The organism is uncultured Leifsonia sp., from assembly GCF_945957465.1.
Lineage (GTDB): Bacteria > Actinomycetota > Actinomycetes > Actinomycetales > Microbacteriaceae > Leifsonia.
On record NZ_CAMFLC010000009.1, the window covers coordinates 51,716 to 67,223 of the forward strand.

A 15,508-nucleotide genomic window follows, 5' to 3' on the forward strand; every position below is an offset into this window, starting at 1 on the left:
GGTACATCTCTTCGACCGGTCATCCTGGCGAGCAGGTCGGGCACGACGTGCGGGGTCTGGGGATGGACGACCACCGAACGTCGCCGGCTTGGCTGAGGTCGAACGGGGCTGCGAGGTCACCTGCTGGTCGGAGACCAATGATGGCGTGTTCGCCGGGAACCTGCTGGGTGTGGTCACCGTGAAGCGATTCCAGCAACGTCGCGATGGCTACTTTCGCAGCGAACGTGCCGACGTATCGGAGATCAGGCGGCACAGCTGTCATTGGCTGATGGACGCGCCCGGTGCCGTAATCCAACTCCTGATCCGCCTCGGCGTCCATCGCACCCTGGTCTGCAAGCTGCTGCCGTAGACAGAGGAGACATCCGAACCGGGGAGTGGGACGCAGCCGGATGACCTCTCCAATCGAGCCATTGTCGAGCACGCACGCCAAGATCGCCGCCTTTCGCGCGCGCCTGGAGAGGTGGCTGACGACGCGTCTGGGAGCAATACCGTCTGCGGCACAGAGCACCAGATCGACGCGGTCGACGATGGGCCGGATGTAATGCGCCTCGGTAACCACGTCACGCCTGTGAGCCACCACTGTCTGCTGCGGCCAGTGCTGGGCGAGGTGGTCCTTCATAGCCGCTACCTTGAATCGCCCGACGCTTTCGGGTCCGAGAGCGTGGCGGAGCATGTTGTGCCAGAGGAATCGGTCCGGGTCGACAAGCTCCACACGTCCGACTCCGTATCCTGCGAGCGCCTCTGCTGCTGCGCTCCCGATGCTGCCGCAGCCCACAACCATGACGCTATTGGCGGCGAGCTGCTCGATCGGCCACTTGCCGGTCAACTGCGCCAGGCCAACAACGTGTGGCTCGATCTCGATAGGGAGCGGTTCCACACCGTCGCGTCGGACAGCCCATCCCGCAAACTCCGGAGCCCCGGCCTCCACCAGCTCTGGTGGAAGGTCGGGGTCGTGAGTGACAACCACGCCAAGGTTGTTGCCGGGGTCGGAGACGCCTGGCACCAACTTCCGAAAATCCTTGAACCCGATAGAGATATCGGGGCGTCTGGACAAGAAGAGATGGTGAAGATGGGCGTCGTTAGAGACCACTCTGATCCACTGAGCTGCATGCTGGGCGTCGCCCGAACGAAGCGCGGCGTACTCGCGCGGAACTTCGGCTGGAAGACGGATGTCTTTGCCGGTTTCCACGGTCTGGACGACGTACATATCGTCTGCGGGAACGCGGCGGAGCACCAGCGATCCGCGCGAGAGGTCGGAGCCTGCGATCTTGGTGACCGCGTCTCGGGGCATCACGATGTAGGGATTACGGGGAGACATCCGCGCCCCCAACCTCGTCCGGGTCCGGTGTTTCAGCTACTCGCTGAATCGCTCGATCAATCAGGTGGTCGTGCGATGGGTCAGAGACGATTCCATTGACCGACATTGCATCGATGATCCCAGCCTTCATGAGGGCGTACTCGATTCGCCACCCCGATGCCTTCGCCAGGAGCTCGGTGAGACTGGCCTCGGGCTGCCAGCCGCCATCACTCTGAAGCAGGCAGAGCGAGCCTCCCGGAGCTACATGCCATGCGGACTGTGTCTGCTCCCAGATCGACGGCTCCGGGTCGATGGAGTAGATCGTCGGCGGAACCATCGGGTGCGCTGCGGAGTAGACGACGAGCACCCTCAGTTCCTGGTTGCCAAGCAGCTCATCGAGAGCTTCGGGCCTCGGCCGCTCGAAGGGCCAGCGGGGGAGGACACCGATCCATCCGCCGTGCGTCAAGCCGTCATCCGCGGGCCTCTGGAATTCGAGCAACGGCGCGAAAGCCAGGACCTCATCTTGGTCGCGCGCCAGCCGCGCGGGTTCGCACTCAGTCCAGAGCACGGGGCTGAGCGCCGTGGTGCCCGCGTCGTGATCCGGTCCTGTTGCGCGAGTCATCCCTGCGGAGTGTCCTTCACCGGCCGGGGCGCCGCGGGCACGACCGCAGGCGCCGGGATGCCAGTGGAGGCAGGAGGCTTCGGGAAATCATCCCCAAAGACCTCGCCCCAGTGCTTGATCGCAGCCGCAGAGTCGTTGTTCGCCTGCGCCTGGAACGCCTTGATGGCGTTGTCTCGGGCGGACCGTAGGGCGTCGGCGAACGCGTCGTAGTCGATGTCGGGCTGAATCGGTCCGCAGAGTCCAGCGGGATCGGCGACTTCGTTCCCGCCCTCGATGTGGTAGCAGGCACTGACGAAGAACTGCTTGATCGCAGCGGGCTGGTTGACGTCCGTCGGCAGGAAGTCGAGCGCGAGGACCTCCATGACGAGAGACTTGATCTTGGTGTCTTGCGCGGCAGCCCACCACTTGAGCATCCGAACAGTGCCGGCGAAGTTGTTCCACTGCGCGTGTCGATCCGCCACTTCGGCGATCAGGAACTCTGGGTCACAAGCGACCCAGTCTTCCGAAAGTGCTTCCGGAATAAGGAGCCGCCCATCGCGGCGCAGTGCAGGCATGGCATCAACCGTGAACGCGTCAGGATCGTCGGGGTCATCCAGGAAGCACTTGACGGCATGGTTGCGCCACCGGGCCAGCCGGACGGCGTGGTCGTAGGTGCCGTTCGTCGCCCCGAGCAGCGCGTTGACACGCCCGCGCGTGTAATCGAGAGCATCCGCGGCGGAACTTCCCGGAGTTCCCCACTCAGGATGCTCCTCCTGATCGAAGACGACGATCACATCGACGTCATGGATCGGGTCCTTGTGTGTCCCTCGCGCGAGCGATCCGGACGCGATGACTTCCTTCACGTCGACCTCGGCCCTGAAGGCACCCTTGAAGAGATCGCGTCGAGTGCGGGCTTCGCGGACTTGCGTGATGTCGGCGTTCACGACGTCCTGAAAGGTCTTGAAGGCGTCAGTCACGCTCATAGTCGTTCTCCTGATTGGTTCGTCTGGTCGATCACCGTAGCCACTGCCACCGACATTGCTGTGCGGTGCGGAGCGCGGCACGGTGCCTACTTCTTCGTACTGCCCCTGCCGGTGCTCTCGTTAGTCGTGGTCTTCGGGTGACGCTTCACCGTGGACTGCTTCACGAACCGGCCCGTGACCGCGCTGCGTCCTCGCTTGCCTGCCATGTTCCTCACCTCCTCTGTAGTTCGCGCTCGATGGCGTGTCTCCAGGTTGGAGCACGTCACGACTGTATCAGCAAAGCGGCATCAGGCGTGTTGAGACACGCCGTGTCGTATCAGCAACGAGTCAATGACGCGCTAGGCTTGCCCTCATGGAACGGAGACGGACAGTGGCGGCTAGCACGGCGAGTCCAGCATGACAGGGACCTCCGACACCGCCCCGGGCATGGAGCGGCTCGACCTCACACAATTAGGTGCGATGCTTCGCGAACGTCGCGGGAAGCTGTCGCTTCGTCAAGCGGCTGCCGAGGCTGGCGTCAGCTTTAGCACCTTCACTCGCATCGAGGCAGGCGCTCAGCCGGACCTGACCTCGTTCACCCTTCTGTGCGCGTGGCTCGGCGTGTCGCCCGGGCAGTTCTTCATGTCGACGGCGTTGCGCGAGGTGGCGCCAATCGATGAGGCGATCGCGCATCTTGCTTCCGATCCGCGCCTTGAACCGGATGCTGCATCCAAGATCGCGGAAATGCTGCGCAGCATGTACGACGTCCTGGCCAAGGCGCCGGTGCAGCGCCAGGTGGTTGCTTGCCACCTCCGCGCCGCTTCGATGCTCCGGCCCGGGGTGCCCGAACGGCTCAACTCACTCTTGGGTGAGATGCACAGCAAGTTGGCCGCGCGCGTTTCGGCTGGGGAGCTGTGACGCTACGTCGCGGGTTCAAGGCAGAGGCCGAACGCGAGGCCGCGCGGGTTCGGAAGGAACTTGGACTCGCCTCGCACGATCGCCTTGATCCGCGCGATCTCGCCAAACACCTGAATGTGTCGATCGTTGATGCCGCAGACTTGGTGGACATCAGCGAGCTTGAAGAGCTGGAGCGACTGCAAGCGTTCGCCTTCTCCGCCGCGACCTTCGAGATCGAGGATCGCCGGATCGTTGTCGTTAGCCCGCTCCGGACTCCGGGTCGGCAGAACAGCGATATTGCGCACGAACTGGCGCACATCATGCTGAAACACGACCTTGCTGAAATTCGTGAACTCAACGGGATGCCCTTCCGGACCTGCAAACCAGAGGAAGAGGAGGAGGCCACGGCCTTCGGGGGCACACTTCTTCTCCCGCGCCCACTGCTTCTCAGTGCAGCGCGTCGACGAACGCCCGTTGACCAAATTGCCAGCCAGTACGACGTGACGGTCGAGATGGCGCGCTTCCGTTACAACACCACCGGTGTCGCCAAGCAGGCTGTGTCCCGATAGGCGGGTCGAGAACGGTCCGCGGTTGGTTGCCGCTGTGAATCTCGGCGACCGATCGCTTGACCAGGATCAGGACGGTTCTTGTGCGCGACCAACGACTCGATATCGCCGGTGTCGGTGACCAGCCTCGCGAGGCCATCCTGAAGGAGGCGGTGTGGCCCAGCACTCGTGGCGCTGGTCACGGGTCCTGGTACAGCTCCGACGGCGCGCCCGAGTTCGTGCGCGCGCCGGGCGACGGTCATTGATCCAGAGCGAGCGCCGGCCTCAACCACGAGGGTCGCTGCGGAGAGTGCAGCCATAACCCGCGCCCGAGCAATGAAGCGGTGGCGCGTCGGCACTGCGCCAGGTGGAACCTCGCTGAGCACGAGGCCGAGGTCGGCCACCCGCTCAAGCAGTTCACGGTGACCCATCGGGTACATGCGGTCAACGCCGTTCGCCATGACCGCGATCGTGTCGCCACCGGATGCCAGGGCCGCTCGATGGGCAGCACCTTCGATGCCGTACGCACCGCCGGCCACGATGATCCGCTCAGCGCTGGCGAGGTCGGAGGCAAGCTGCCCGGCCACATGCTCGCCGTAAGAGGTCGAAGCCCTCGCGCCGGTGATCGTGACGAGATCGTTGAGCGGTCGCGCGAGGAACGATGCCGTGCCACGAGTCCAGAGGACGTACGGCCGTCGGTCGCCAAGATCGTCGAGCGCGGAAGGCCATTCTTCGTCGCCGGGAATTAGCGTGCCGATACCGGCGCGCTCGGCTCCGACGAGGTTCTGTTCAAGTGTCCGAGCATCTGAGCGCTCGAACTGGGCACGCCACACCTGAGCGTCAACGGGGCTGAGGCCCGGCACCACCTCATCACCCTCGGCGAGTCGGAGCAACTCAAGCGCACCGAGCTCACCCAGGAGGCGACCGGTCACGGCATCGTCCGGTTCAACGAGCATCGACAGCACCATGCGCGCCGTGCGCTCGTCCTGGACTACCTGGCTCAGGTTCGTCATCGTCGGGTCCTCTCACTCCTACACAGAGAGGTGCGCGCGGCGACGCGACGGCGAGGGTTCCATGAACGCCGCCCCCGGCGTACAGTGGATGGTGAGGCAGGTTCTCCTCATATTGCGGGTCCTCCGGGACGGCCTTCGGGCACTCACACACGTTCTGCCTCCTCGACGGAGTAACACGTGTGACGAGAGGCCCGACATGTTCCGCCTTATCTGGACGCTCAGCGTTCGCACCCGCGACTACCTGCTCCGCTACATGCCGAGCAACCGACTGCTCGCTGCCATCCGCACACGTCGCGGACTCAAGTGGGGGATACCCGCGATGCTGGTCGCGCTTCCGTACATCCTGATCGCCAGCATCTGCTCTGGCTCGGCAGCCGACGGCGGCCCGGGCTGGCTGCACCTCATCGTGCTGTGGGCATGCTGGAACGCGCTCAAGTTCATCATCATGGGACCCGTGAGCGTCGCTCTGCTCATCCGTGCGCGCCTGCACGAGGCTGCGGTCCGTCGTCACCAGCGCCATGACTCGCGCGTCGAGGCGAGCCTGCATGAGCCAGCCCTTCGTGTTTAGGCTCAACCGCCCACGGCAGTGGATGCCGTGATGCGAGAACCACAGCGCCCGCCAGGCCGGATCACGACGCCGTGCGAAGCGAGCGCTCGTCGGACAGCCTGAGGCCCCGCGCCAACCTTCGCCCCGACCTCTACCAGCGTCAACCCGCTGAGGTAGAGGTCGGCCGCTTCGTGGATGCGGGAAGGGTCGAACCGCCCGCGGCGGATTGTCACCTCCCGCCGGGTGAGGTGAGTGGCGACCGTGCGGCGGTTCACGCCGAACACGGATGCCAGCTCCACGAGCGTTGCGCCCTCGCGGTACTGCGCCACCAGATCGTCGACCTGCTCCGTGCGAAGGAGGGTTTGAACCATCCCAAGTGATCGCACCACTCGCCCCCTTGAGTCGGAAACGGTAGGCTCAGAGGAGCGCTGGTCGTGGTCGTAGAAGCCCCGTGACCTGCGCAAAGACAAGGTTTTCAGGTGTGGGCAGGGGTTCTCAAACTCTCTACGGAGGTCCACTCTGTGATGAGTCGCGAGAACTCATGTTAAGCAGCCCCTGGCCATCGGCCGGGGGTTTTACCTTGCGGCGTGTGCTCGTCGCGTGTCGGGTTCGTACCGTTGATCGTGATCCTGGTCGGGGCGGTGCGTCGAAGCTGAAGCAGTTGGGTGTCGCGCGTAGCCGCTCCGACTCGCGACGAGCCCGCTAGCGCCGCTACTCGCTCGGATTCGCCTGGTTCCTTCGTCGTTCATTCCACCCGGCGGTTGGGATGGCGTCCTCCACCGTGGCGGATGTCATGAACCCTGCGGCGAGTCCGATGAACTGGCCGTAGCAGGTGTCGCAGAGCACCCGGGTGGCGGTGCGGTTGCCGTCATCGTCGAGCCGTTTCCGGCATCGGTCGCAGCGCGCGGTCATGGTCTCGGGAGACCAGCTTCGACGGCCCAGCTGATGTCGACGGAGTGGGTGGGCGGCAGTTCGGTGGAGTCGGGTCGGATCGATGCGTTCATCGGTGTCACCTTTCCAGTGCGAGGTCGAGGTCGGAGCAGAACGTCTCGTCGGTGCGGGTGTCCGTCGCCTTCTTCGGGAAGACGGCGGGCACGTTGTCGGGGCGGACGCAGACGACGAGCGGTGGAACCGTGGTGTCGTCGCTGAGGATGCCGGCTGTCCACGCCGACGCGCACAGGTCTCGTGCGCCGGCGGCGCGGTCGGTCGGGGTTGCCGGCTGTGTCGTCCCGTCGGGTCCGGTCTGCTCGTCGGGGATGCCGACCTGGGTGTACCGCGAGTCGGTGCTGTCCGCGCTGTAGCAGTAGGTGGATCGGGTCTGCTGCACGTGCGGCGCGAGCGTCACCCAGGCGAGGCTGCCGGCGCCGAGGAGGACGGCGGTGCCTGCGGCCGCGGCGATCATGCGGCCGCGCTTCTTCTGCCGGCGGGTATAGCCGGTCAGCCGGTCGTCGAGGAGGCCGGTGATCCGGGCGTCAGACCCGGGAGGAAGCGTCGGTGTGTCGATCATGGTGTCCTCAGCTCCTCGGTCCCAGCTCGCTCTGCAGGCGAAGCCGCACCCGGGAGAGGCGATTGCGCACGGAACCGTGCTTGAGGCCGAGTTGGGCTGCGGCCTCCTTGTAGGTGAGTTCCTCGATCACGCAGAGGCGGAAGATGTCCCGGTCCACTGCGGGCAGTTGCCTGATGACGTCGCGGACGAGACGCATCGCCTCGTCGAGCGCGGCGAGGTCCTCCGCGGACGGCGTGCTGGAGGCGGGTTCGACGTCGTCGAGGTGGTCGGTGCTGCGTCGTTCGTTGGCGCGCAACCGGTTGCGGCTGAGGTTCTTGACGGTGACGACCAGCCACGGGAGAGCGGAGATGCCGTAGATGACGACGTCGTGGCGTTTGGTCCACAGGGTGAGGAACGCGTCGGCGGTCATCTCTTCCGCGTCAGGCCGGGACCGGAGCACACCGAACGCGTTCCAGTAGACGGTGCCGGCGTGCCGGGTGTACAGGACGGTCAGGGCGTCGCGGTCACCGCGGCGGAGGCGCTCGACCGCAGGGCGGTCGTCGGAGACCGACTCGCCCGTCGTGTCGTCGGTAAGCGCCTGCACGATCTCCCCCTGGTGAAATGGTCCCTCACACTCATCATGTCCGGTTCGGCCGAAGTGTCTCACCGATGTCCGGCCGATCACGCGACGCGGTGAAGGTCCCGCCACAACCGCGTGTGAACCACTCGCGGTTAACGCTTGTCGGTATGTCCGGCGGGTGCCGCATCCCGCAACCGGTCGAGGCTGTGAATGTGCGCTCGGACGAATGCGTCTCAAAACAGTCCGATGCCCCCGCGTGTCGTGACACGGCGCTTGCTTGAGCGGACCTCGGACCTCTTGAATCGTGCTCAGGCGGTCGCCAGGAGAAGAAGCATCCACGATTGGGGGAGTCACATGCGAAGGTTCGCGGGCGTCGGGGGAGGGCTCGGCGTCCTCGGGCTGTCGGCGGTGATGACGGTGCTGGGCGGCGGAACCGCGAACGCCGCCGACGGGTCGGCGACACCTCCGGCGGCCGCCGCGGGGGAGAGCTGCTGGTACGCGGTCGACACGGGTGAGAGCCTGTGCGTGAAGACGGGGGAGGACCTGGTGGCCGCGGTCGCCGAACAGAAGGGTGTCCGCCTGGTCATTCCGGACCCGGAGACCGTCTCCGGGGTGGAGGTGGATGCCCGCCGAGACGCGGCGCTGGTGCCGGCCGGGATTCAGACGACGGTCGCCTTGTCCACGATCTACGACGACAACGGCTACGGCGGAGGGTCGTACACGATGTCGACGTCGTCGGGCAGCTGTGCCACCTCCGCGTACGGGTTCACCGACATCGGCCCGCTCGGCTGGTACGGGCGGGTCTCCTCGTTCACGAGCTACGGCACCTGCAAGACGGCGCTGTTCACCGGAACGAACTACTCCGGATCGTCCACCGGCTACGTCACCAGCCAGACGTCGATGGGGTCGCTGAACGACCTCGCCAAGTCCTGGCGGGTCTCCGGCTGACAGGGCCGCTGGACCGCGGCAGCCCACCAGGGGGGATATGGCTGCCGCCGAAGCCGCACCCGGCTTGGGCGACACACCCGCCGGGTGCGGCTTCACTTCTGAAGAGGCACTCCGCTACGGCGGCGATACGCTCCCGAATACGCACGATCGCTTAGGATTCCACCAGCCGTATCCACGACCGCCGGGGGTTTCCGCCATGACCGACCTGCCACGCCGTCATCAGCGTGCGCGCGGCCCGGCGCCGGTTCGGCATGGCCGGCTGCCGCGTCGGCGTCTCGGCGTGTCGGTCGTCAAGCTGCTGGCCGGGGTGGTGGCGGTCGCGCTGGTGAGCAGCGTCTCCCTCGCGGCGTACGCGGTGTGGGATGTCGCCCGGTCCGTGAAGCACGGGGTGCATCTGGCGGCGTTGCCCGGTCATACCGCGGTTCCGCAGGACATCCCGAATGTCGGCGCGATCGACGGCGGAGTGAACCTGCTGCTGGCGGGGACCGACAGCCGCAGCAACCTGGGCGGCGTCTACAACTCGGCGGCCGAGCAGGATGCCAGCTCCGGTGCAGGCAACAACGACGTCACGATGCTGCTGCACATCGCCCAGGACCACAAGAGCATGATGGTCGTGAGCTTCCCGCGCGACCTGATGGTGCGGATCCCGACCTGTCCGGCGCCGGACGGCAACGGGACGGTGAGCGGATCGTCGTACGCGCAGTTCAACACGGCGCTCTCGCGCGGCGGCCTGGCCTGCGTGGTGCTCACGGTCGAAAAGCTCACGGGCGTCACCATCCCGTTCGGGGCCGTCATCAACTTCAACGGCGTGAGCGCGATGTCGACGGCGGTCGGCGGCGTGACGGTCTGCCTCGCCTCCCCGGTGACCGACCGATACACCAATCCGGCGCTGGACCTGCCCGCGGGAGAGAACACGCTGGTCGGCGATGAGGCCCTGTCGTTCCTGCGCAGTCGCCACGGCGTCGGCGACGGCAGCGACCTGGGGCGCATCTCGAACCAGCAGGTCTTCCTGTCGGCGCTCGCTCGCAAGATCGTCGGCGGAGGGGTGCTGTCCAACCCCGTGCAGCTCTACGCTCTCGCCAAGGCGGCCGTGCAGAACATCACCCCGTCGGACTCGCTGACGAACCCGACGACCCTGGTTCAGATCGCGCTCGCGCTCAAAGACACCGGACTCCAGAACATGGTGTTCCTGCAGTACCCGGCGGTCGGGGACCCGGACAACCCCAACCGGGTGATCCCGGACGAGGAGGCGGCGTCCGCGGTGAACGACGCGCTGGTCAACGACCAGCCCGTCGCGCTCACGGGATCGACCGGCCGCGCCGCAGAGGACCCGTCCGCGACCGCGACTCCGACGCCGACCCCCTCGACGCCGCCAGCGGACAGCACGACCCCGGCGCCCGGTGACACGGGTGCGGCGGCGCCCGCGCCGACAGCGACCTCCGGAACCGTGGAGCTGCCGTCCACGGTGACCGGCCAGACGGCGGCGCAGCAGACGTGCACCAAGGGCAACAACTGATCGACCACGCTCAGTCGGGCGGTGTCACGAGGAAGTGCCAGCCCAGCCACCACCAGAACAGCAGGATGGTGAACCGCGCGGCGCGGTCGGCCATCACACGGTCCAGAAGGGTGCTGAGCGGGACGATCCGGTCGGGCCGGAGCCGCGACTGGACGACGAGTGCGGCCATGAGCAGACCGCAGACGACGAAGCCGCCGATCGTCACCCACCTCACGGTCGCCGCCCCCTTCGGAGCAGCGTGTAGCCACCGAGGAGCCAGCACGCGACCAGCAGCGCACGTGCGGGCGGCCAGGCGAGCACCGGATCGATGAGGTCGGAGAGCGCCGGGAACGCGGCCTCGCTCCCCGTGAGGTCGCGGCCGAGGAAGAAGACACCGATCTCCCAGAGGCATCCGGCCACGATCACGATCGACCAGGCGATCGCCGTACGCCGGATCACCGGGGTGAGCGGTCCGCGCGGGCCGCTGCCGCGGTCCGCCCAGGCGACGGGCAGCAGGAGGACGCCCAGGCCGACGACGATCGCGGTGTCCGCCGGGCTGTACAGGCGCGTGAAACCGAGCGTCAGAGCGGCCACCGCGATGAGGGTGCCCGCGATGACCCGCCGCGAGAGGGTGTCCCGATCAGCGGGCATCCGCAGCGGGATGCGCAGCCAGCCGAGGGCGTCGAAGATCAGGACGCCGGCACCGGCCGCATAGATCGCCGCGTCGGCGGGGGCGCCCCGGACGACGTGGAACACGGCCGTGATGATCAGGACCGCCGTCCAGCCCGCGCGCATGATCACGGTCGCCGACATCCACCGGCGGCCCGACGACGGTATCGAGCGCTGCCCCTCATCCACGCGCCATACGCTACGCCCGGTCTGCGGCGGACGCTTGCGCGCGACGCCGCCGGGTCGTTGAATGAGTCCATGGCCGGGGAGAAGATGACGTCGTTGCAGGTGCGCGTCCTCGTCATCGCCATCCTGGCCAGCTTCGTCGCGTTCCTCGACGGTGCGGTGATCAACGTCGCGCTGCCGGCGATCGACAGGGAACTCGGCGGAGGGCTGCCTCTCCAGCAGTGGGTGGTCGACGCCTATCTGGTCACGCTGGGTTCTCTGATCCTGATCGCCGGCTCGCTGTCCGACGTCTTCGGCCGCAAGCGGATCCTCTACGTCGGGTTGTTCGGCTTCGCCATCACGTCGTTGCTCTGCGCGTTCGCGCCGAACGGCGTCTTCCTCGTCTTGTCGCGCGCCCTGCAGGGCGTGGCGGGCGCTCTGCTCGTACCGAGCTCGCTGGCCATCATCATCTCCCGTTTCGAGGGCGCTGCACAGGCCAAGGCGATCGGGCGTTGGACGGCGTGGACCGGCATCGCGATGATCGCGGGGCCGGTCGTCGGCGGCTTCTTCGTCGACGCGCTGTCGTGGCGGTGGGTGTTCGTGATCAACGTGGTGCCGATCGCGGTGACCCTCGTGCTGATGCTGACCCTCGGTGAAACCGACACGGGGACGGGCGGCCGCGTGGATGTCATCGGCGCGGTGCTCGGCTCGCTCGGACTCGCCGGCACGGTGTTCGCACTCATCGAGCAGGGTTCGTACGGCTGGGGGAGCCCGCGCGTGTGGATCCCCTTCGTCGTCGGCGTGCTCTCCCTCATCGGGTTCTTCATCGCAGAGACACGGGTGAAGCAGCCGATGCTGCCACTCGGACTGTTCTCGGTGCACAACTTCTGGGTCGGCAACCTCGCCACCGCCTTCGTCTACGGTGCACTGTCGTTCGGCCCGCTGATGGTGACGCTGTTCCTCCAGCAGGTCGCCGGGTTCTCGGCATTCGTCGCCGGCTTCGTGTTCATCCCGTCGACGCTGTGCATGCTGCTTCTCTCGAGCTTCTTCGGCGGATTGGCGGGCAAGTACGGACCGCGCTTCTTCATGGCGTTCGGGCCGATCCTCGGATCGCTGGGCTTCCTCTGGCTGTTGATGCTGGGGACGAACGTGAGCTACTGGCTGGAACTGCTGCCCGCGGTGCTCCTCTTCGGCGTCGGTCTGTCGATGACCGTCGCGCCGCTCACGAGCGCGATCCTCGGCTCCATCCACCCCGGCCAGGCGGGCATCGGGTCTGCGGTGAACAACGCCGTCGCGCGTATCGCGGGTCTGCTGACCGTCGCGATGGCGGGGATCGTGATCGGTCAGAAGCTCGATGTCGACGGGATGCACCGTGCGATGCTCGCCACAGCGGGTCTCCTGATCATCGGTGGCGTGGTCTCGGCCATCGGCATCCGCAACCACGAACCGGCGGCCGAGCCGATTCAGACGGCGGTCGACTGACCCACCAGCGCGAGCATCACGACGTCGATGATCGCGCAGGTCATGATGAGCTGCATCAGCAGCCGGGTCGGGCTCCGGCGCAGCAGCAGCACGACGCCCAGGACGGCGGCGGCGAGGCCGGCGAAGAGTCCGACGAGCAGCAGCGGGCGTACCGGCAGACCCGGGCCGAAGGTGATCAGGGCTGTCGCCACTGCCAGGCACGTGAAGGCCAGCAGCCCGCTGGCGCGTGCGCCGAGGCGATGCGGCAGGCCGTTGATCCCCGTCCTGGCATCGTCGGCGAGGTCGGGCAGGACGTTGGTGACGTGGGCGGCGACGCCGAGCAGGGCGCCGGCGGCGAGCACCCAGGGCGCCGGCCACGCGGGAGTCTCCTGGCCGAGCGTGACGATCGCGGGCAGCAGCCCGAAGCTCACGGCGAACGGCACGAACGAGAAGACGGTCGCTTTGAGTCCGAGGTTGTACGCCCAACCGCCCGCGAGGGCGATTGTGTGCGCGAGGAGCGCCGCCACACCGAGGAGTGCCGTGCTCAGCAGGGCGAGTCCAAGGGCGACGAATGCCGAAGCGCGCACCGCCGCGGCCGGGATGTCGCCGCGAGCGGCCGGCTTGTCGGCGCGAGCGACCTCGCTGTCGCGTGCGGCGTCGAGCCAGTCGTTCGACCAGCCGATCGAGAGCTGGCCGAGCAGGATGGCGAACGCGAGCAGGGCGAGCCGTCCGGGTGGATAACCGAGGCCGACTCCGAGGACCGTCGCCACCGCCGTGACGACGAGGGTCGGTCCCGGGTGACTGGCGAGCAGCAACGCGATCGGCTTGGACGCCATGCCGCCATCGTAGGCGGTGGCGGGTGATGGCGCAGGCTACACACTCTCGGTGCGCGAGCGGGTCTCGGTCGGGTGCCGGCCGTCGGCGACCCGCTCGGAGGAAGCGCTGAGGGAGAAGCGGGTACGATCGGTCGATGCAGCGCCACAGATGGATGACGGCCGTGGCTCTGGTGATGCTCGTCTCGACGCTCGCAGGCTGCGCGGCCGGTGGCTCGACGAGCCTGTCGGCCCATGCGCGGACGCACCGTTCGCCGGTGCCGTCCCCTGCGCCCGCGGCGACCGACCCGCCGGCGGCGTACGCCGACGAGCGGCTGGGCAACATGACGCTGCGCCAGAAGGTCGCCGGTCTGTTCATGCTGCACGCCCCGGGGACCGATCCCGCCGCGTTGCGGCAGTTCGTCGATCGGCACGGGCTCGGGGGAGTGATCCTCATGGGCGACAACGTGCCCGCCACGCCCGAGGCGCTCGCGTCCGAGACGGCCGCTCTCCGCTCGTCCGACCCCGACCTCCCCCCGCTCATCGGCATCGACGAGGAGGGCGGTGACGTCACGCGACTGCCGTGGGACGGGCTTCCGGGCGCCGAAGCACTGCGATCGCAGCCGCCGGACGTCACGCAACGCGTGTTCGCCCAACGAGCCGCGCTCCTCAAGGCGGTGGGCGTGAATCTCAACTTCGGCACGGTCGCCGACGTCACCGCGGACCCGAACTCGTTCATCGCCGATCGCGTCCTCGGCACCGACCCGGCCTCTGCGGCCGCCCGCGTCGCAGCCTCCGTCACCGGCGAGCGGGGGACCGTGCTCAGCACCCTCAAGCATTTTCCGGGGCACGGGGAGACCGACGCGGATTCCCACCACACGGTGCCGAACGCTCCCGTCGACCACGACCGCTGGGCCGCGCAGGACGCCCCCTCCTTCCGCGCCGGCATCGCGGCGGGCGCGGAGGTCGTCATGTTCGGCCACCTCGCCTACACCGGTGTCGACGCTGCCCCGGCGTCGCTGTCACCGGTGTGGCATCGCATCCTCGCCGACGAGCTGGGCTTCCACGGGGTCACGATCACGGACGACCTGCGGATGCTGCAGGACACCGGCCTCCCGCAATACGCCGACGCCGCCGCGAATGCGGTGGCCGCGATCGCAGCGGGCAACACGATGATCCTCCTGGTCCAGGGGGCGGACACCGACCCCGACGTCCTCATCGATGCCGTCGTCGCAGCGGTGCAGGACGGGCGCATCGCGCCGTCTCGGATCGACTCCGATGCTCGCGCACTGCTCGAGCTGAGGCACTCCATCGCCGTCCGAGGGTGACGCGTCAACTTTTTTTCGCTCATCCGGAATACCGTGGCGATACATGCAGTTGCATGGATCTGACAGCGTCCGACAGCGCAAGCTTCAGCAAGGAGAACCGAATGACCATCGACATCCCCGGATACAAGGCCGGCACCTGGACCATCGACCCCGCGCACAGCGAGGTGGGTTTCAGCATCCGTCATCTCATGATCAGCAAGGTCAAGGGCGTCTTCGAGAACTTCGACGCCACCTTCGTCACCGCCGAGAACCCGCTCGAGTCCACTGTCTCGGCCAAGGCCCACGTCGCTTCGATCAACACCAAGAACAGCGATCGTGACGCGCACCTGCGCACCGGCGACTTCTTCCTGGCCGAGGAGTTCCCGACGATCGACTTCGTCTCCACCGGCGTCCGCCACGAGGACGGCGAGTTCCTGGTCGACGGCGAGCTCACCATCAAGGGCGTGACCAAGCCCGTCACCTTCGAGTTCGACTTCGGCGGCTTCGGCCAGGACCCGTACGGCAACTACAAGGCCGGCGCGACCGCCAAGACCAAGGTGAACCGTGAGGACTTCGGCCTCACGTACAACGCGGCCCTCGAGACCGGCGGCATGCTGCTGGGCGACGACGTCACCATCACCGTCGAGCTCCAGGCCGTCCTCAACCAGGCCTGAGTCGCTCCCGAAGGGCACGTTGTTGTCGCATTCGCTCGCGATGAGTGAC

The 15,508-nt window shown here is 67.2% G+C and carries 18 protein-coding genes; 8 read left to right on the forward strand and 10 right to left on the reverse strand.

Features of this window, described 5'->3' with window-relative positions; genetic code table 11:
* Positions 1-19: 19 nt before the first annotated feature.
* Genes Q0Q23_RS06735 through Q0Q23_RS06745 form a run of 3 tightly spaced genes read right to left on the reverse strand, consistent with a single transcriptional unit; the run spans position 20 to position 2,881 of the window.
* On the reverse strand, positions 20-1,318 hold the full coding sequence (locus Q0Q23_RS06735; protein WP_295121250.1) for a ThiF family adenylyltransferase: 1,299 nt from the start codon (positions 1,316-1,318) through the stop codon (positions 20-22).
* Positions 1,305-1,919 (reverse strand): hypothetical protein, encoded by a 615-nt coding sequence (locus tag Q0Q23_RS06740; protein ID WP_295121253.1) that lies wholly within the window; start codon positions 1,917-1,919, stop codon positions 1,305-1,307. Before Q0Q23_RS06740 ends, Q0Q23_RS06735 begins: the two co-directional genes overlap by 14 nt.
* The gene (locus Q0Q23_RS06745) at positions 1,916-2,881 is read right to left on the reverse strand and encodes a nucleotidyltransferase domain-containing protein (RefSeq protein WP_295121256.1); all 966 of its coding nucleotides are present in this window, start codon (positions 2,879-2,881) and stop codon (positions 1,916-1,918) included. Before Q0Q23_RS06745 ends, Q0Q23_RS06740 begins: the two co-directional genes overlap by 4 nt.
* Positions 2,882-3,277: 396 nt before the next feature.
* Between Q0Q23_RS06745 and Q0Q23_RS06750 the strand changes: the two genes are divergently transcribed.
* Together Q0Q23_RS06750 and Q0Q23_RS06755 are read left to right on the forward strand one after the other, a co-directional pair.
* Complete coding sequence (locus Q0Q23_RS06750; protein WP_295121260.1) at positions 3,278-3,778, forward strand: helix-turn-helix domain-containing protein; 501 nt, start codon at positions 3,278-3,280, stop codon at positions 3,776-3,778.
* Complete coding sequence (locus Q0Q23_RS06755; protein WP_286264142.1) at positions 3,775-4,326, forward strand: ImmA/IrrE family metallo-endopeptidase; 552 nt, start codon at positions 3,775-3,777, stop codon at positions 4,324-4,326. The genes Q0Q23_RS06750 and Q0Q23_RS06755 overlap by 4 nt, the downstream gene beginning before the upstream one ends.
* Here the strand turns inward: Q0Q23_RS06755 and Q0Q23_RS06760 are convergent.
* Positions 4,284-5,315, reverse strand: coding sequence for a DNA-processing protein DprA (locus tag Q0Q23_RS06760; RefSeq protein WP_295121266.1), 1,032 nt, complete (start codon positions 5,313-5,315; stop codon positions 4,284-4,286). The genes Q0Q23_RS06755 and Q0Q23_RS06760 overlap by 43 nt on opposite strands.
* A 196-nt stretch (positions 5,316-5,511) precedes the next feature.
* Between Q0Q23_RS06760 and Q0Q23_RS06765 the strand changes: the two genes are divergently transcribed.
* Positions 5,512-5,883 carry a sulfate permease gene (locus Q0Q23_RS06765; protein WP_286264145.1) on the forward strand — a complete coding sequence of 124 codons (372 nt, stop codon included), beginning with the start codon at positions 5,512-5,514 and terminating at the stop codon, positions 5,881-5,883.
* Between the two features lie 2 nt (positions 5,884-5,885).
* Here Q0Q23_RS06765 and Q0Q23_RS06770 read toward each other — a convergent pair whose 3' ends face one another.
* The 3 genes from Q0Q23_RS06770 to Q0Q23_RS06780 form a co-directional block, all read right to left on the reverse strand.
* Complete coding sequence (locus tag Q0Q23_RS06770) at positions 5,886-6,233, reverse strand: hypothetical protein (RefSeq protein ID WP_295121271.1); 348 nt, start codon at positions 6,231-6,233, stop codon at positions 5,886-5,888.
* A gap of 638 nt (positions 6,234-6,871) precedes the next feature.
* The gene (locus Q0Q23_RS06775) at positions 6,872-7,369 is read right to left on the reverse strand and encodes a hypothetical protein (RefSeq protein WP_295121273.1); all 498 of its coding nucleotides are present in this window, start codon (positions 7,367-7,369) and stop codon (positions 6,872-6,874) included.
* A gap of 7 nt (positions 7,370-7,376) precedes the next feature.
* Positions 7,377-7,952 carry an RNA polymerase sigma factor gene (locus Q0Q23_RS06780; protein WP_295121276.1) on the reverse strand — a complete coding sequence of 192 codons (576 nt, stop codon included), beginning with the start codon at positions 7,950-7,952 and terminating at the stop codon, positions 7,377-7,379.
* 330 nt (positions 7,953-8,282) lie between these two features.
* Between Q0Q23_RS06780 and Q0Q23_RS06785 the strand changes: the two genes are divergently transcribed.
* A complete protein-coding gene (locus Q0Q23_RS06785; RefSeq protein ID WP_295121279.1) occupies positions 8,283-8,876 on the forward strand; it encodes a hypothetical protein in 594 nt (197 codons plus the stop codon).
* A 196-nt stretch (positions 8,877-9,072) separates the two neighbouring features.
* Entirely contained in the window at positions 9,073-10,392 is a 1,320-nt protein-coding gene (locus Q0Q23_RS06790; RefSeq protein WP_295121282.1) for an LCP family protein, read from the forward strand.
* Between the two features lie 10 nt (positions 10,393-10,402).
* Here Q0Q23_RS06790 and Q0Q23_RS06795 read toward each other — a convergent pair whose 3' ends face one another.
* Complete coding sequence (locus Q0Q23_RS06795) at positions 10,403-10,606, reverse strand: DUF6186 family protein (RefSeq protein ID WP_295121285.1); 204 nt, start codon at positions 10,604-10,606, stop codon at positions 10,403-10,405.
* The gene (locus tag Q0Q23_RS06800; RefSeq protein ID WP_295121288.1) at positions 10,603-11,229 is read right to left on the reverse strand and encodes a hypothetical protein; all 627 of its coding nucleotides are present in this window, start codon (positions 11,227-11,229) and stop codon (positions 10,603-10,605) included. Before Q0Q23_RS06800 ends, Q0Q23_RS06795 begins: the two co-directional genes overlap by 4 nt.
* Before the next feature lie 69 nt (positions 11,230-11,298).
* Here Q0Q23_RS06800 and Q0Q23_RS06805 point away from each other — a divergent pair, with 69 nt between their 5' ends.
* Positions 11,299-12,687 (forward strand): MFS transporter, encoded by a 1,389-nt coding sequence (locus tag Q0Q23_RS06805; protein WP_295121291.1) that lies wholly within the window; start codon positions 11,299-11,301, stop codon positions 12,685-12,687.
* Here the strand turns inward: Q0Q23_RS06805 and Q0Q23_RS06810 are convergent.
* A complete protein-coding gene (locus tag Q0Q23_RS06810; protein WP_295121294.1) occupies positions 12,669-13,502 on the reverse strand; it encodes a UbiA family prenyltransferase in 834 nt (277 codons plus the stop codon). The genes Q0Q23_RS06805 and Q0Q23_RS06810 overlap by 19 nt on opposite strands.
* 134 nt (positions 13,503-13,636) lie before the next feature.
* Here Q0Q23_RS06810 and Q0Q23_RS06815 point away from each other — a divergent pair, with 134 nt between their 5' ends.
* Positions 13,637-14,806: a glycoside hydrolase family 3 N-terminal domain-containing protein gene (locus Q0Q23_RS06815; protein WP_295121297.1), complete on the forward strand. Its 1,170-nt coding sequence runs from the start codon at positions 13,637-13,639 to the stop codon at positions 14,804-14,806.
* A 101-nt stretch (positions 14,807-14,907) separates the two neighbouring features.
* Positions 14,908-15,459 (forward strand): YceI family protein, encoded by a 552-nt coding sequence (locus Q0Q23_RS06820; RefSeq protein ID WP_295121300.1) that lies wholly within the window; start codon positions 14,908-14,910, stop codon positions 15,457-15,459.
* The last annotated feature ends 49 nt before the right edge of the window (positions 15,460-15,508 follow it).

Excerpts from the sequence above, each read along its gene's own strand:
- Q0Q23_RS06735 (WP_295121250.1), bottom strand. The coding sequence starts at position 1,318 with ATGTCTCCCCGTAATCCCTACATCGTGATGCCCCGAGACGCGGTCACC.
- Q0Q23_RS06740 (WP_295121253.1), bottom strand. The coding sequence starts at position 1,919 with ATGACTCGCGCAACAGGACCGGATCACGACGCGGGCACCACGGCGCTC.
- Q0Q23_RS06745 (WP_295121256.1), bottom strand. The coding sequence starts at position 2,881 with ATGAGCGTGACTGACGCCTTCAAGACCTTTCAGGACGTCGTGAACGCC.
- Q0Q23_RS06750 (WP_295121260.1), top strand. The coding sequence starts at position 3,278 with ATGACAGGGACCTCCGACACCGCCCCGGGCATGGAGCGGCTCGACCTC.
- Q0Q23_RS06760 (WP_295121266.1), bottom strand. The coding sequence starts at position 5,315 with ATGACGAACCTGAGCCAGGTAGTCCAGGACGAGCGCACGGCGCGCATG.
- Q0Q23_RS06765 (WP_286264145.1), top strand. The coding sequence starts at position 5,512 with ATGTTCCGCCTTATCTGGACGCTCAGCGTTCGCACCCGCGACTACCTG.
- Q0Q23_RS06770 (WP_295121271.1), bottom strand. The coding sequence starts at position 6,233 with ATGGTTCAAACCCTCCTTCGCACGGAGCAGGTCGACGATCTGGTGGCG.
- Q0Q23_RS06775 (WP_295121273.1), bottom strand. The coding sequence starts at position 7,369 with ATGATCGACACACCGACGCTTCCTCCCGGGTCTGACGCCCGGATCACC.
- Q0Q23_RS06785 (WP_295121279.1), top strand. The coding sequence starts at position 8,283 with ATGCGAAGGTTCGCGGGCGTCGGGGGAGGGCTCGGCGTCCTCGGGCTG.
- Q0Q23_RS06790 (WP_295121282.1), top strand. The coding sequence starts at position 9,073 with ATGACCGACCTGCCACGCCGTCATCAGCGTGCGCGCGGCCCGGCGCCG.
- Q0Q23_RS06805 (WP_295121291.1), top strand. The coding sequence starts at position 11,299 with ATGGCCGGGGAGAAGATGACGTCGTTGCAGGTGCGCGTCCTCGTCATC.
- Q0Q23_RS06810 (WP_295121294.1), bottom strand. The coding sequence starts at position 13,502 with ATGGCGTCCAAGCCGATCGCGTTGCTGCTCGCCAGTCACCCGGGACCG.
- Q0Q23_RS06815 (WP_295121297.1), top strand. The coding sequence starts at position 13,637 with ATGCAGCGCCACAGATGGATGACGGCCGTGGCTCTGGTGATGCTCGTC.
- Q0Q23_RS06820 (WP_295121300.1), top strand. The coding sequence starts at position 14,908 with ATGACCATCGACATCCCCGGATACAAGGCCGGCACCTGGACCATCGAC.